At 51.3% G+C, this 13,510-nt stretch carries 13 protein-coding genes; 7 read left to right on the forward strand and 6 right to left on the reverse strand.

The genetic code is table 11. From position 1 onward, the window contains the following. Together V3U24_11305 and V3U24_11310 are read right to left on the reverse strand one after the other, a co-directional pair. On the reverse strand, positions 1-622 hold a 622-nt coding region (locus V3U24_11305), incomplete at its 3' end, for a hypothetical protein (protein MEE9168030.1). 30 nt (positions 623-652) lie between these two features. Continuing rightward, on the reverse strand, positions 653-1,423 hold the full coding sequence (locus V3U24_11310) for an ATP-binding cassette domain-containing protein (protein MEE9168031.1): 771 nt from the start codon (positions 1,421-1,423) through the stop codon (positions 653-655). Between the two features lie 466 nt (positions 1,424-1,889). On the opposite strand from V3U24_11310, the gene V3U24_11315 reads away from it, so the two are divergent. The 3 genes from V3U24_11315 to V3U24_11325 all read left to right on the forward strand — a co-directional run bounded on the left by V3U24_11315 (position 1,890) and on the right by V3U24_11325 (position 4,996). Next, entirely contained in the window at positions 1,890-2,840 is a 951-nt protein-coding gene (locus tag V3U24_11315) for a pyridoxal-phosphate dependent enzyme (protein MEE9168032.1), read from the forward strand. A 277-nt stretch (positions 2,841-3,117) separates the two neighbouring features. After that, positions 3,118-3,537 (forward strand): secondary thiamine-phosphate synthase enzyme YjbQ, encoded by a 420-nt coding sequence (locus tag V3U24_11320; protein MEE9168033.1) that lies wholly within the window; start codon positions 3,118-3,120, stop codon positions 3,535-3,537. After that, positions 3,479-4,996 carry a nucleoside kinase gene (locus V3U24_11325; protein MEE9168034.1) on the forward strand — a complete coding sequence of 506 codons (1,518 nt, stop codon included), beginning with the start codon at positions 3,479-3,481 and terminating at the stop codon, positions 4,994-4,996. Before V3U24_11320 ends, V3U24_11325 begins: the two co-directional genes overlap by 59 nt. 277 nt (positions 4,997-5,273) lie before the next feature. Here the strand turns inward: V3U24_11325 and V3U24_11330 are convergent, their stop codons facing one another. Beyond that, a complete protein-coding gene (locus V3U24_11330) occupies positions 5,274-6,458 on the reverse strand; it encodes a M20 family metallopeptidase (protein ID MEE9168035.1) in 1,185 nt (394 codons plus the stop codon). A gap of 17 nt (positions 6,459-6,475) precedes the next feature. After that, positions 6,476-7,318, reverse strand: a complete 843-nt coding sequence (locus V3U24_11335) for a purine-nucleoside phosphorylase (protein MEE9168036.1) — start codon at positions 7,316-7,318, stop codon at positions 6,476-6,478. Positions 7,319-7,438: 120 nt separating this feature from the next. Between V3U24_11335 and V3U24_11340 the strand changes: the two genes are divergently transcribed. From V3U24_11340 to V3U24_11350, 3 genes are read left to right on the forward strand one after another with little or no spacing between them, the layout of a single operon-like run. Continuing rightward, positions 7,439-8,425 (forward strand): AAA family ATPase, encoded by a 987-nt coding sequence (locus tag V3U24_11340; protein ID MEE9168037.1) that lies wholly within the window; start codon positions 7,439-7,441, stop codon positions 8,423-8,425. Positions 8,426-8,476: 51 nt separating this feature from the next. Continuing rightward, positions 8,477-8,851 carry a four helix bundle protein gene (locus tag V3U24_11345; protein MEE9168038.1) on the forward strand — a complete coding sequence of 125 codons (375 nt, stop codon included), beginning with the start codon at positions 8,477-8,479 and terminating at the stop codon, positions 8,849-8,851. Positions 8,852-8,866: 15 nt separating this feature from the next. Then, on the forward strand, positions 8,867-9,766 hold the full coding sequence (locus V3U24_11350) for a DUF58 domain-containing protein (GenBank protein MEE9168039.1): 900 nt from the start codon (positions 8,867-8,869) through the stop codon (positions 9,764-9,766). Positions 9,767-9,894: 128 nt separating this feature from the next. Here the strand turns inward: V3U24_11350 and V3U24_11355 are convergent, their stop codons facing one another. Further along, positions 9,895-11,127 carry a tetratricopeptide repeat protein gene (locus V3U24_11355; GenBank protein MEE9168040.1) on the reverse strand — a complete coding sequence of 411 codons (1,233 nt, stop codon included), beginning with the start codon at positions 11,125-11,127 and terminating at the stop codon, positions 9,895-9,897. A gap of 51 nt (positions 11,128-11,178) precedes the next feature. Further along, positions 11,179-12,072: a PfkB family carbohydrate kinase gene (locus V3U24_11360; GenBank protein ID MEE9168041.1), complete on the reverse strand. Its 894-nt coding sequence runs from the start codon at positions 12,070-12,072 to the stop codon at positions 11,179-11,181. 299 nt (positions 12,073-12,371) lie between these two features. Between V3U24_11360 and V3U24_11365 the strand changes: the two genes are divergently transcribed. Then, a complete protein-coding gene (locus V3U24_11365) occupies positions 12,372-13,274 on the forward strand; it encodes a metallophosphoesterase (protein MEE9168042.1) in 903 nt (300 codons plus the stop codon). Positions 13,275-13,510 lie beyond the last annotated feature (236 nt).

Genomic DNA, 13,510 nt, shown 5'->3' on the forward strand with positions numbered 1-13,510 from the left:
CTAAGTCGATGCCGGGATACATGGCTCCCATAAATCCAAAGATGATGAAGAGATAGGGGAGATAGCCACCAGCCAGCTTCCCCAGTTTTTCCTTGATCGAAGCAGCGTCTATTTTTTCGATGGCCACCGCGTCAAAAAGATCCTTGTCAAGTTTCAATTGTTCGATACGGCGCCCCACTATTTTCTGGTCCCATTCCTCGATCACTTCCGACAGCCTCTGCTCCGCAACACCAAAAGCCTCAGAAGACTTGAACATAATTTGAATTGTCCCCTGTTGGTGGGCCGAGATGTGACCGGGGAATTCGGGCGCCACGATAACACCACCGTCCAGCTCCTCCCTCGATATCATGGGAAGGATGCTGTCCGCATGAACCCCCCCAATCAGGTTGAAACGATCATCGCCTTGAACCAGTTCGTATAATTCTTCGGCATACTCTTTTCCCACAAACGCAATGTTCAACTGTTTAGCCTCGGCTTTTTCCATCTGGGATTGCTGAATCTTCACGACCACGGTGATAAGCAGGGGGACCAACACCAGAGGCACTACCACCATCATCAGGATCGTCCGCCGGTCCCTCAGCGTGTCTTTCATTTCCTTCAGGAAGATTCTTAGCACTCTCATTGCTTACATCTCATAACCGGAGAATTCACCTCATGCTTCTCCCACAAGGTGAATGAATTCGTCTTCGAAGGTGGGTTGAGTCATGTCTGACTCGAATTTCTCCAGCGTGCCGCGGAAATAGAGCTTGCCGCGGTGTATGATGGCAACGTCGTCGCACAGGAGTTTTACTTCTCCCATGCGGTGAGTGGAAAAAATGACTGTCTTCTTGTCCTCTCTACATGAGCGTATCAGGTCGATAATGGCCCGGGAGGTCATCACATCCAGTCCGGAGGTGGGCTCATCGAATACCACAATGTCAGGATCGTGAATGATCGTCCTGGCAATCGACACTTTCTGTTTCATTCCGGAACTCAGCCGTGCGATACGCCGGTCTGCAAAATCGTGTATGCCCAGTACGGTGAAGAGCTCTTCTTTTCGCTCAGCGAATCTCGACGAATCCATGCGGTGCAAAGATGCCATATAACGGACCATCTCCAATGGAGTCAAACGGTCGTAGAGGGCCGTCTGGCCGGTCATGAACCCGATCCGACGCCTCACTTCTTCAGGGTGAGTCTGAGTGTCGAAGCCTGCCACGGAAATGGTCCCTGAGGTGGGTTTCAGCATCGTCGCCAGCATTCTGAGAGTCGTGGTTTTTCCAGCGCCATTGGGCCCGATTAAACCGAAGACCCTTCCGGGCGTGCATTGAAAGCTGATGGAGTCCACCGCTTTGATGGTCTTGGTGTTTCGATACGCCTCGCCCATCTCCCGGCGCTGCCGCTTTCTCAACTTGAATTCCTTTGACAGGTTCGAGACTTCGATCATTTCCGGGCCTTTGTTGTTTTTAGGACTCTGGTCTCCGGTCGGGTGGATTCGAGATGATATAATAAGTTAGGCGTTTTGACCTAGCATAGAAACCAGAACCTGGGAATTTTTCAGACTTCCAGGACAATGCTACCAGTGGCCTTAAACCATACGAAGCTAAAATACTTCTAATGCGACCTCCTATGAAAAAGAATGGCCTAAAAATGGTTGCGACACGCAAGGGAGTGGACGTGCACGGGGAATAGGATGAATTACTGTCTGACCCCGATGACTATCGGGGGAGTTTAATTCATCCCCTCGGGCAGGACCAGACCCGGCGCAACTATTTTTCAGCCAGAGTTCTCCACAGGATCTTGAGATTTTGCAGTACTTTTCTTGCGATCAAGAAAAGTACACTTCGTCAAATCATTGTTCACCTAATCCATCCATTATTATTATCTTCTCTTTCAAATATACCCTAGCAAAAATGAACTCCCGTCTCCCCACATTCGCCCATGTCAAAGCCGCTGCAAAGCGAATAAAACGCCATGTCCACCTGACGCCTGTTCTCACTTCCCAGACCCTGAACCGGATGACAGAAGCGAACCTTTTTTTCAAATGTGAAAACTTTCAGAAGGTGGGTGCCTTCAAATTTCGCGGCGCGTGTAACGCCGTCTTTTCACTGTCGAAAGACGAGGCAAAACACGGCGTCGCCACTCACTCTTCGGGAAACCACGGTGCTGCCGTAGCGATGGCAGCTAGACTTCACGGTATGGACTCCTACGTTGTAATGCCGCGGACTGCCTCCGAACTCAAGAAACAGGCCGTCTCAGGGTACGGTGCACAGATTACATTCTGCGAACCGACTCTTGCCTCGAGAGAAGAAACATGTGCTGGAATCGTCAAGAAGACCGGTGCCACTGAGATTCATTCCTACAACGATCCAAGGATCATCGCGGGACAGGGAACCGCGGCCCTTGAGCTGCTCGAGGAGGTCCCGGATCTCGACGCTCTCCTTGCTCCCGTGGGCGGCGGGGGACTCCTGAGCGGGACGGCCCTGGCGGCCTCAGGTGTCAATAAACAGATTGAGGTGGTGGGAGTGGAACCCGAAGGGGCCAATGACGCCTACCAGTCATTTCGTACCGGGAGGATTGTCCCCTCGGTTAATCCAAAAACCGTCGCGGACGGTCTACTGACTTCCCTGGGTGACTTAACATTCGCCATTATCATGAAGCATGTCACAGACATCGTTACAGTGTCAGAATCTTCCATAGTGAACGCGATGCGAACGGTGTGGGAACGGATGAACATCATTATTGAACCTTCCTCGGCGGTACCCGTGGCGGCCCTGCTTGACGGAACCGTGGATATGGTAGGGAAAAGAGTGGGAGTGATTCTATCGGGCGGAAACGTGGATCTTGACAGACTGCCGTGGTGACGTTAGACGTTGGACGTTAAACGTTAGACGTTCGACGTTCCACGTTCGACGTTATGTGTGAGTTATGTGTCATGGGTTATTCGTTATGGGGTTATAACGTATTACGCATCACGAATTACGAATCAATTCTCCATCTCTCCGTTCCTCCAGTTCTCCATTTCTCCAGATTTCAATGGTCAATAGTCCATAGTCAATTGTCTCAATCTCTCCATTTCTCCACTTCTCCATTCCTCCAATTTTCCATATTTCTTTCACAATCAACAAACAAGGAGGTGTTATGAAGAGTCACCAGAAAGAGCTCTGGATGGAAGTGCCGGAGCGAATGGATTTTGTGAACATTACCCCGGAGGTTCAAAGTACTCTCAACGAAAGCGGAATAACCGAGGGACTCTGTCTGGTCAATGCCATGCACATTACGGCTTCCGTATTTATCAATGACGACGAACCCGGTCTTCATCGCGACTACAAACGGTGGCTGGAGGAGCTGGCTCCCCACGAACCGGTGAGTCGCTATGATCATAATCGCACCGGGGAGGATAATGGGGACGCGCATCACAAGCGCCAGATCATGGGTCGGGACGTGGTTGTAGCCGTCACCGACGGAAAGCTTCATTTTGGCCCCTGGGAGCAGATATTCTATGGAGAATTCGACGGACGCCGCCGGAAGAGAGTGCTCATCAAAATCATCGGAGAGTAACTCGACCGGAGCCGGGAACAGGGCAACCCTGGCGTTTCTTCTGGCCTGCGCGTGTCGTGAGCTGTTCCCGGAAAAAACCCTCTTCATTGAACACTCCATGTCCGACGGCTATTATTGTCACTTCGGCAAGGGTGTCAGGGCAACGGAAAGGGACGTTCGTCTCATTGCCCAAACAATGATCCGGTATTTGGAAAGCGAAGTGAATATTGAACTAAGCAAGATATCCGGAGACGAGATGAGTGAGAGGTTTTCCCACGAGGGACGGGAGGACAAGCTCGCGGTTCTCGACTCGTGGCGGCAGGATCCCGTTCCCTCTATCAGATTCGGCGGCTTTGTGGATTACCGATTTGAGCCCATGACGGAAGAGAAGTCCCCCCTTCTCTCTTTCGAACTCGAACCCTACGACGCCGGTTTTGTCCTTCGACTCACCCCAGTCGAGGAAACCGGCGCATTGAAACCGTTTGTGGACGCACCAAAACTGTATCAGATAATCAAGGAACATGAAAGGTGGGGTAGAATCCTGGGTGTATCGAATATAGGCGAATTGAATCGACTCTCCAGGACGGGTGAAATCGGGGAAATGATCCGGGTCGCGGAAGGGCTCCATGAGAAAAAGATATCCCAGATTGCCGACGGTCTCTGCGAGGATTACCCCGCAAAAAGGGTTGTACTTATCGCGGGTCCGTCCGCTTCGGGAAAGACCACTTTCGCAAAAAGACTTGGCATTCAACTGAAAGTGACCGGTCTTTCCACCTTACCTGTCTCAATGGACAATTATTTCCTGGATCGAGATGAGATGCCGGTGGACGAGCAGGGACGCAGAGAGTATGAGAGTATCACCGTACTTGATGTCGACGCTCTATGTGATCATATCCTCCGGCTTTTGAACAGCGAACCAATTCCTGAAAGAATATTCGATTTTTCCACCGGCAGGGGGTATGAGACAGGCCGGACAATCGAAATACCTGAGGAAACATTCATCATTCTCGAGGGGATTCACGGCCTTAATCCCCTTTTCGCCGAACGGGTGGGAAAAGAAAAACTTCAGCGAATCTACGTCAGCGCCCTTACACAGCTCAACGTGGACAACGAGCACCGGGTGTCCACAGCGGACAATCGCCTCCTGAGAAGACTTGTCCGGGACAATAGTTTCCGGGGTTATTCATCAGGGGAAACGCTTTCACAGTGGTCACGGGTCCGGAAAGGGGAGGAGCAAAACATCTTTCCTTACCAGGAGGAGGCGGAATTCATGTTCAATTCAAGTCTGATTTATGAGATTCCCGTTCTGGCAAATCTTGCCACTTCTCTTCTGGAAGGAATTCCAGAAGGGAGTGATTATTTCCAGGAAGCTCAGCGCTTAGTTACGTTTCTTTCCTTCTTCACGAGAATCGCCCCGGAACGCATTCCCGAAACCTCCATCCTCCGGGAGTTTATTGGAGGAAGCGGGTTTGATGGATGATGGATCATGGTTGATCGGTGATGGATTAAGACAATTGTCTATGGATTATGGACAATTGACTATTGGAGGTTGAATATAATGGAGAGATGGAGAATTGATTCGTAATTCGTAATGCGTGACGTTTGGTTAGTGGTGAGAGGTTACTGGTGACTTGTTACTTGATCCTTGATGCTTGGCTCTTGCCTGTCCCGTAAGAAGCTTGCTTCTGTTCAGGGGCTCTTGGAGCTTGGTTCTTGATTGGTGATCCGTCTAACGTCTAACGTCCAACGTCGAACGTCTAACCTCCAACGTTCAACAGATCTTCAACAAGTTGGACAAAGATGGAACTTCCGACAGCGAGAGCACGTTCGTCGAAGTTGAAATGGGAGCAGTGGTGGGGAACGCTCATCGGCTCACTATCTTCCGGGGCCGAGCCGACAAAGAAGAAACATCCCGGTACTTTCTGAAGGTAGTAGGAAAAATCTTCGCCCCCCATACTCATGTAGGGAAATTGAGCGCCTTCACCCACGATTTTCCCTGCGGCGCTTGAAGCTACCTTTGTCTCTGCGGATGAATTGATCGTGGGAGGGTAGCCGTCCCCGTACTCCAGAGAAATATCTGCACCAAACGTGGCTTCCACACCGGAAATGATTTCATTCATGCGGCTGATGATGAGCTCACGAACGGTTTCCGTGTATGCCCTCGCCGTTCCCTGCAGGACAACCTTATCGGCTATCACATTGAAAGTGTGACCCCCTTCAATCTTTCCCACCGTTATCACGGCAGATTCGAGAGGATTGGTGTTTCGACTCACAATTGTCTGGAGAGACGTGACAAGATGGGCCGCCACGACAATGGCATCCACTGTCCCCTGCGGTGCTGCGCCGTGGCCCCCTCTCCCTTTCACTGTGATGGTAAAGGGAACTGTGGCTGCTAGTATGGGACCTTCCTTGATACCTACCGTCCCGAAGTACTGGTAGTTCCACAGATGAAGGCCATAGATCTGGTCCACGTGAGGACTCTCAAGTACTCCGTCTTCAATCATCCCCACCGCGCCGCCTTCCCCTTCCTCCGCAGGTTGGAAGATGAATTTCACGGAACCCTTCAACTTCTCTTTCATTCCAGACAGGACTTTGGCTGCTCCCAGCAGCATGGCCATGTGTCCATCATGACCGCAGGCGTGCATCACTCCCTCATTCACCGAGGCGAAAGGAACCTCCCCCGTCTCCTGAATGGGGAGGCCGTCCATATCGGCTCGAAGTCCGATACATGGTCCTTCTCTCTTTCCTTTCAGCAACCCGACCACCCCGGTTTTGCCAACACCGGTTGACACACGAATGTCAAAATCTTCAAGAACGTCCGCCACAAACCTGGCCGTTTCAACCTCCTCAAATCCCAGCTCAGGATGCTTGTGCAGATGCTGTCTCCACTCCACAAGTTCAGGTTGAATCGCTTTCACTTCTCTTCTTATGAGGATACTCATTTTCTCTGCAGTCCGGATCACGAATCCCCGATTTCCGAAACGATCCCTCTCATGAGGCGGGTAAACGTCTCCGATACGTCGTTGGTGACTTCCATCACCTCCTCGTGAGTCAGCGGTTTGGACGTTATTCCCGCGGCGTAATTGGTGAGACATGAAATCCCCAGAACTTCGAGACCCAGGTCTCCTGCCGCCCGGATTTCCGGTACCGTAGACATGCCGACGGCATCTCCCCCCAGTTTTCGGACCAGAACGACTTCGGCGGGCGTCTCGAAAGAAGGACCGAGTGTCCAGGCGTATACCCCGGTTCTCAGCTGAACACCTTCCCGCTTTGCGACAGCTCCGGCAAGTTTCAGAAGCCGCGGTGAATGATACCGGCTGTCCTCGTTGATGCCGGGGAGATCAGCACTCTCACGGAATGTGCAGTCAATATGGCCCTTCAATGCCATCAGGGACCCCGGCGGTACTTCCTTTCGCACGGATCCTGACGCGTTGGTGATGATCAGATCTGTTATCCCAAGGCGATGAAACAACCGGATGGGGAGTGTCACCGTATCCACATCGTACCCTTCATACATGTGGAACCGGCCGCTGGCAACAAGAACCGCCCGGTCTCCGATATTCCCCGCTACGAGCTCTCCCGAATGTCCCTCCACGCTGGATTTCGGGTAGAAAGGAATCTCACCATATGGGATGGACACGGATCCGTTCAGGGTGCGCGCAAACCCACCAAGACCGGAACCAAGAATAACCGCCGTTCGAGGAGCGCCACGGATGAACGTACCAACATGGGACTCCATCTTTGAAAGAACGTCGTCCCCGGGTTTTTTCTTCATGATGACTGGCAAGACGCTGAATTTCAAGTTACCTTCCTCGCCAAGCGATTTCAAGACAATTCCATTGATTCAAGGAGGGGGCCTGTGTAAGTTTTTCGCCGCTGGTCCAAGGAACTTATCATTCCGGAGCCGGTTTCAGGGAGAAGTATGACAGACAAAAATGACATTGCGCTTGTGCAGGAACTGCACGTTTCAAGGGACAAGATTCTTACGGAGCTGCGAAAGGTTATCGTAGGCCAGACGCACATCATTGAACATATCCTGATAACGCTCCTCTGTCGTGGTCACGCCCTCATAATCGGCGTTCCGGGACTGGCAAAAACACTGCTCATCAAATCAGTTGCGCAGATTCTCGATCTGAAATTCAGCCGGATTCAATTCACCCCAGACCTCATGCCCAGTGATATTACGGGAACGGAAATCCTTGAGGAAGATCACAAGACCGGCAAGCGCGATTTCAGGTATATCAAAGGACCAATCTTTGCCAACATCATTCTCGCCGATGAAATCAACCGGACACCCCCCAAGACCCAGGCTGCCCTGCTCGAGGCGATGCAGGAATACCGGGTCACGGCCGCTGGCGTCTCATACACGGTGGAAGAGCCTTTCCTCGTCCTGGCTACCCAGAACCCCATCGAACAGGAGGGGACGTATCCCCTTCCCGAGGCACAGCTCGACCGATTCATGTTCAGCCTGGACATCACCTACCCTTCCACGGCTGAAGAGATCGACATTGTGAAGTCCACCACAAGCGCCAGGGAAGAAAGTCTGGAAACCATCATCTCCCGGGATCAGATCATGAGCTACCAGTCTCTCATCCGCCGCGTTCCGGTAGCGGATAACGTGGTGGAGTTTGCCGTTGATCTCGTGGCGAAAACCCGTCCGGGGGACCGTGGTCCCCAGTTCATAGACGATTGGCTTGATTGGGGCGCAGGACCCCGGGCATCTCAATACCTGATTCTCGGAGCAAAGGCGAAATCGGTTCTCGAAGGACGGCCCACCCCCGCTATCGAAGATGTTTTGACCATGGCCAAGCCCGTTCTCCGGCATCGTGTTATCACGAATTTCAATGCCGAGGCCGACGGCGTCTCAACCGACGCTGTCCTGGAGAAGTTGATTGAGGAAATACGGTAGACGTTCCACGTTAGACGTTAGATGTTAGAGGTTAGATGAAAAGAGTTAGCAATGGGAACGTTTAAGGATTTGGAAGTGTTTCAGCTTGCTTTGCAGTACGCAAAATCAGTCTACCAGATTACTCAGCCTTTCCCCAGTACAGAGCAATTTGGATTGACGAATCAAATGAGGAGAGCTGCCATAGCAATTCCATCAAGTATCGCAGAGGGTTCAGCCCGCAGAACCGCTACTGACCGGAAACATTTCGTAGATATCGCACTGGGATCGTTGAATGAATCTCACGCACAATTAATACTGGCAGTGGAGCTAGGCTATATGAGTCAGGAAAAGCTTGGTGAGGCGGAGAGGTTTATTGAGAAACTGAAATCGAAGCTTTTCGCCTACCACAAATCCATCAAGTCACGACCAAAAACGTCTAACTTCTAACTTCTAACGTTTAACATGAGTACCATTGATAAACGTAAGTACCTCCAACCCGAGATTGTGGCGAAATTGAACAACATGTCCCTCCGGGCGCGGTTGGTGGTGGAAGGATATATCATCGGACTGCACAAGAGTCCCTACCATGGATTTAGCGTGGAGTTTGCGGAACATCGGGCATACGGTCCCGGAGATGAAGTCCGTCATATAGATTGGAAATTATACGGAAAAACAGACCGGTACTATATCAAACAGTTTGAAGAAGAAACCAATCTCCGGTCTTACCTTCTGCTGGATACCAGTAGGTCAATGACCTATAAGAGCTCGAAAGTCAGCAAACTGGAGTACGGAAGCTATCTGGCAGCGGCACTCACCTACCTCATGCTTGCCCAGCAGGACGGTGTTTCCATCACCCTGTTCGATGACGGCATAAGAGGATTCGTTCCCCCCCGTTCCACACCCGGCCATCTGAACACGATTCTTGCCGAACTGGAGAACATCGAAGTCGGAGAGGACACGAAAGTTGCCCCCACACTCCATCATCTGGCAGAAAAGGTCAAGAAACGGGGACTAATCATCCTGATCTCGGATCTCCTGGACGAACCCGAGGAGGTACTCACCGGACTGAAACACTTTCGTCACAAGAAGCACGAAGTGATCGTCTTTCACATCGTTGACAGAAGGGAGCGAGATTTCGATTTTTCCGTGAGAACTCGTTTCCGTGACATGGAAACGGGGGAAGAGATCACCACTGAGCCGTGGCAGATCCAATCGGCATACCGTCAGGTGATGCAGCGGTTCCACGACTTTTACAGGACGCAGTGCCGAAAACGGAACATTGACTACGTTTCGCTCCAGACCGATCAAAACCTGGATCTGGCCCTTACAAGTTACTTAATGAAACGGAAGGGTATAGGATAGATCCAAAGTATTTAAGTGTTAGAGTGTTAATGTGCTAAAGTATGAACGTGCTGAAGTGTCAAAGTGTTAACGTCAAAGTACGAAAACACTCGAACAAATAAGCACCTGAACACTTGAAAACTTGAACACTATTCTATCGCCTTGGCGCGATTTAGATACTCCTCTGCTTCCTCAATGCGGCCCTGGCGGTAAATCACCCTGGCAATTCCCCGGAGGACCAGGGGGTCTTCCGGGTCCAGTCTTAATGCTTTCCCGTAATAGAATTCCGCATCTTCCCACTGTTCCATCCTCTCGTAAGCCTCACCAATGCCCACGGTGGCGTCCCTGTCCTCGGGATCGAGTCTCAGAACAGTCTGGAATTCCGTTCCAGCAAAATCGTAGTCTTCCACCTGAAGGTAGAGAACTCCCAGGTTAAAATGGAGGTCCACATTCTCGGGGTCTTCCCGGAGTGCCCTCTTGTAGGCAAGAATGGCTCCATCCTTGTCTCCCAGGTCGTAATAGGTGTCTGCGAGAGCCCGGGCGGACCGGCTGTCCCCAGGATCAACCCTTACGGCCTTCTCGAGCATTTCGACAGCACGTTCCAGATCGCCGCTTTCCCGGAACGTATTCCCTGCCGTCACCAGAAGGTCGGAATCCTCGGGATTTCTCTCCAGAGCCTGCTCCAGGGTCGTTTCAACCCGGTCTGAATCGCCGACCTGAATGTACGCAAAAACCAGGCTCTTGTAGGTCCGGGGTTCTTCCGGATCGATTGTCTTCGCCGTCTCGAACAGATCAATGACATCTTCCAGCTGGTTGAGTCTGGTCTCCCCCGTATCCCTCATGGCCTTATTATATCGATCCGCCGCCCTGTTGTAATGCTCACTCCAATACTTCAGCAAAGCGTCCTCCACGCCTTGGTTGACTGTCGCACCCGACGGCAGCTTCTTGTCTCCGCCCACGGTTCGCGCCTTTTGGAACATTTCGTGCATTTTGTCCCATTCACCTTTTCTAGCATAGATATCCAATCCCAGGGTATAATAGACCTCCGGGTTATCCGGCTCGAGTTCCATGGCCTCGAGTAACATCTCCTCCGCCTTGTCCCAATCCTCCTGCTGGATGTAAAGCCGGGCCGATGTAATCTGCTCACTGGCACATCCCAGAAAAACGAGGAACAGGCCTGCGAGCACAGAAGCGACAACGGTGATTTTCGGGTACATGGGAAATCCTCCTGGAAAGTTTGAATTCAGCGTGAACGATGGAATATACCAAGTCCCCTGTGGGGATTCAAGCCAGATCTGGAGACCCGATGCGTAATTCGTGTTTCGTAATGCGTAATCTGACAGCTGAGTGCTGACTGTGTACTCCCAACTGCTGCTCCTCATTTTTATCTTTTATCCTTTCTCTTTTATCTTGATAATCGGTTTAATCCGTGGTTACAACGATTTCTCACGAATAGCATTTATCCGGTGAGTTAACTCATCCTCCTCTATTTTGATAAGACCTTCCACACCGAATCCTTCCACACAAAATGAAGCCACCGCCGAGCCTGCCATGAGGGCCTCTACGATCGATTCCCCCCTCGCCAGATCTCCCACGAAACCGCCGGCAAATGAGTCTCCTGCCCCCGTGGGATCGCTAACGGTTTTAACGGGAAATGCTCCTATATGAGTCTTTTCCGATCCCGTTACCAGAAAAGAGCCCATGGAACCCCGCTTTACGACAACCTGCGAGGGGCCCAATTCCTGGATAGCAGAAACAGCCTCTTCCAGATCGGAAACACCTGTAAGAAGGGATGCTTCCTGTTCATTCAACAGCAGAATGTCCGTGAGTTGAAGCACCTTCAAAAGATCATCCTTGGTAGTCTCGATCCAGAGATTCATGGTGTCGCAGACAACGACTCTCCCATGGTTCTCCGACTGATCCAGCACGTCGAGTTGGAGAGACGGCTGAATGTTTCCCAGGAAAATGACGTCACATTTCCGGTTGACAGGGCTTAATGCGGGCCTGAACGTTTCAAATACGCCCAATTCCGTAAACAGGGTCGTGCGACTCTCCCAGTCCCCGTGGTACCTTCCGCCCCATCGGAACGTTTTGCCATGCGTGACCTGCAGGTCATCCAGGTTTGCGGCGTGCTTTTTGAAAAGGTGCATTCCCGCCTCGGGAAAATCCGAGCCCACGATGCCGACTACGTGAACGGGGGCAAAACGGCTGGCGGCCAACAGGAAATAGGTGGCAGAACCGCCCAACGTCTCTCTCTCGCGCCCATCGGGCAGCTCGAGCCAGTCGATGGCAATGGAACCTACGGCAAGAATGGTGCGGGCGGACATAGAGGACAAAAGAGTTTAATCCTTCCCTTTCTCCATTGGCAAGCAAATGTTCCTTCGATGATTCCTCGGCACCAAAAATGAAAAAATCGGCCTTAAAATCGTCCCGCTGGAATTCGTGGAGATGGAGACGCGGATGAGAATCCATGACTGTGTGAGGCCGTCAACAGGCGGGCGAGTTTCATGGATTCCCGTGGCTTCAGCCGACACGGGCGGGAGGATTTTTCAGCCGGAGGTTCTCTTGGTACTTCTCTTTCGACAAAGAGAAGTACAGAAAAAACCACGGTCTAGTTGATCCCACAATGATAACTTGGCCCACCATCACCACAAGATTTTACATGCCTCTTCCCGTCGCGAAAAGGCGAAGAAAAGACGAAGATGGGGTTGATACAATAACAAATGGATGGTATATTGAAAAAAAGGAAATCATGTCGAGCAAGACTTTTGGAATTATCTCGGACGTTCATGGGAATATAGCCGCCCTCAAGACGGCAATTTCCATACTCGAGGAGCGGGACAATATCGATCAGCTACTCTGGCTGGGGGATTACTTTTCCCTCGGTCCCGCGCCCAGGGAAGTGCTCGATGTCATGTTGAAGTACAAGGACTCCATTATTCTTCGGGGCAATCATGAAAGGTATCTGAAAGAACGAATCTGGGAACATGAGGCTCCGACTATCGAAGGGATGAGTCCAGACGACCCGGTATGTCAGGGAATTGTTCAGCATCAACAGTGGACCTACGAACAGATCGGCAAGGAAGGAATCGATTTTATCGATGAGATGCGCATTTCACACCGCGATAGTTTCGAGACATTCCTACTGGAATTCACCCACGCCTGGTATGAACGTGACGAACAGCCTCCATCGCTGGCGGAGGCCATTACCTGGCGGAATCATGTGAAGCAGCAGTATCCCGCCATCAAGCAGTTTCTTTTCATTCATGGCCACATTCATATCCCCCGTGCGGAAGAGAATGGGAATATCAAGGTTCTCTGCCCGGTGAGTACGGGACTTCCTTTCGACGGCCTTACGAAAGGAGCCGTGGCGTTTCTTACCCTGGGAAGCGAACTCCAATGGGAAGTCCACCGGTTTGATTATGACCTAGATGCGACGCTCGATCTTCTGGAAGAGCGAAAACCCCCCTTCTATCGGAATTTACAGAACACCGTCCGTTACGCAGAAATCCGAAACGAATTCGTGTAGTTGGACGTTAGACGTTCTACGTTATGGGTTATGAGTTGCAGTGGCAGTTCCAGCGGCAGTTGGCAGTTGGCAGTCGGCAGGTACATATCAGTTCTCCAATTCTCCATTCCTCCACTTCTCCATTTCTCCAGTTTTCAATAGTCAATTGTCCATAATCCATAGTCAATTGTCTTCACGCATTACGCGTTACGAATTACGAATCAATTCTCCATTTCTCCAGGTCTCCGTTAAGGCTT

It is taken from the genome of Candidatus Neomarinimicrobiota bacterium (assembly GCA_036476315.1).
In the GTDB taxonomy this organism is placed as follows: domain Bacteria; phylum Fidelibacterota; class Marinisomatia; order Marinisomatales; family S15-B10; genus JAZGBI01.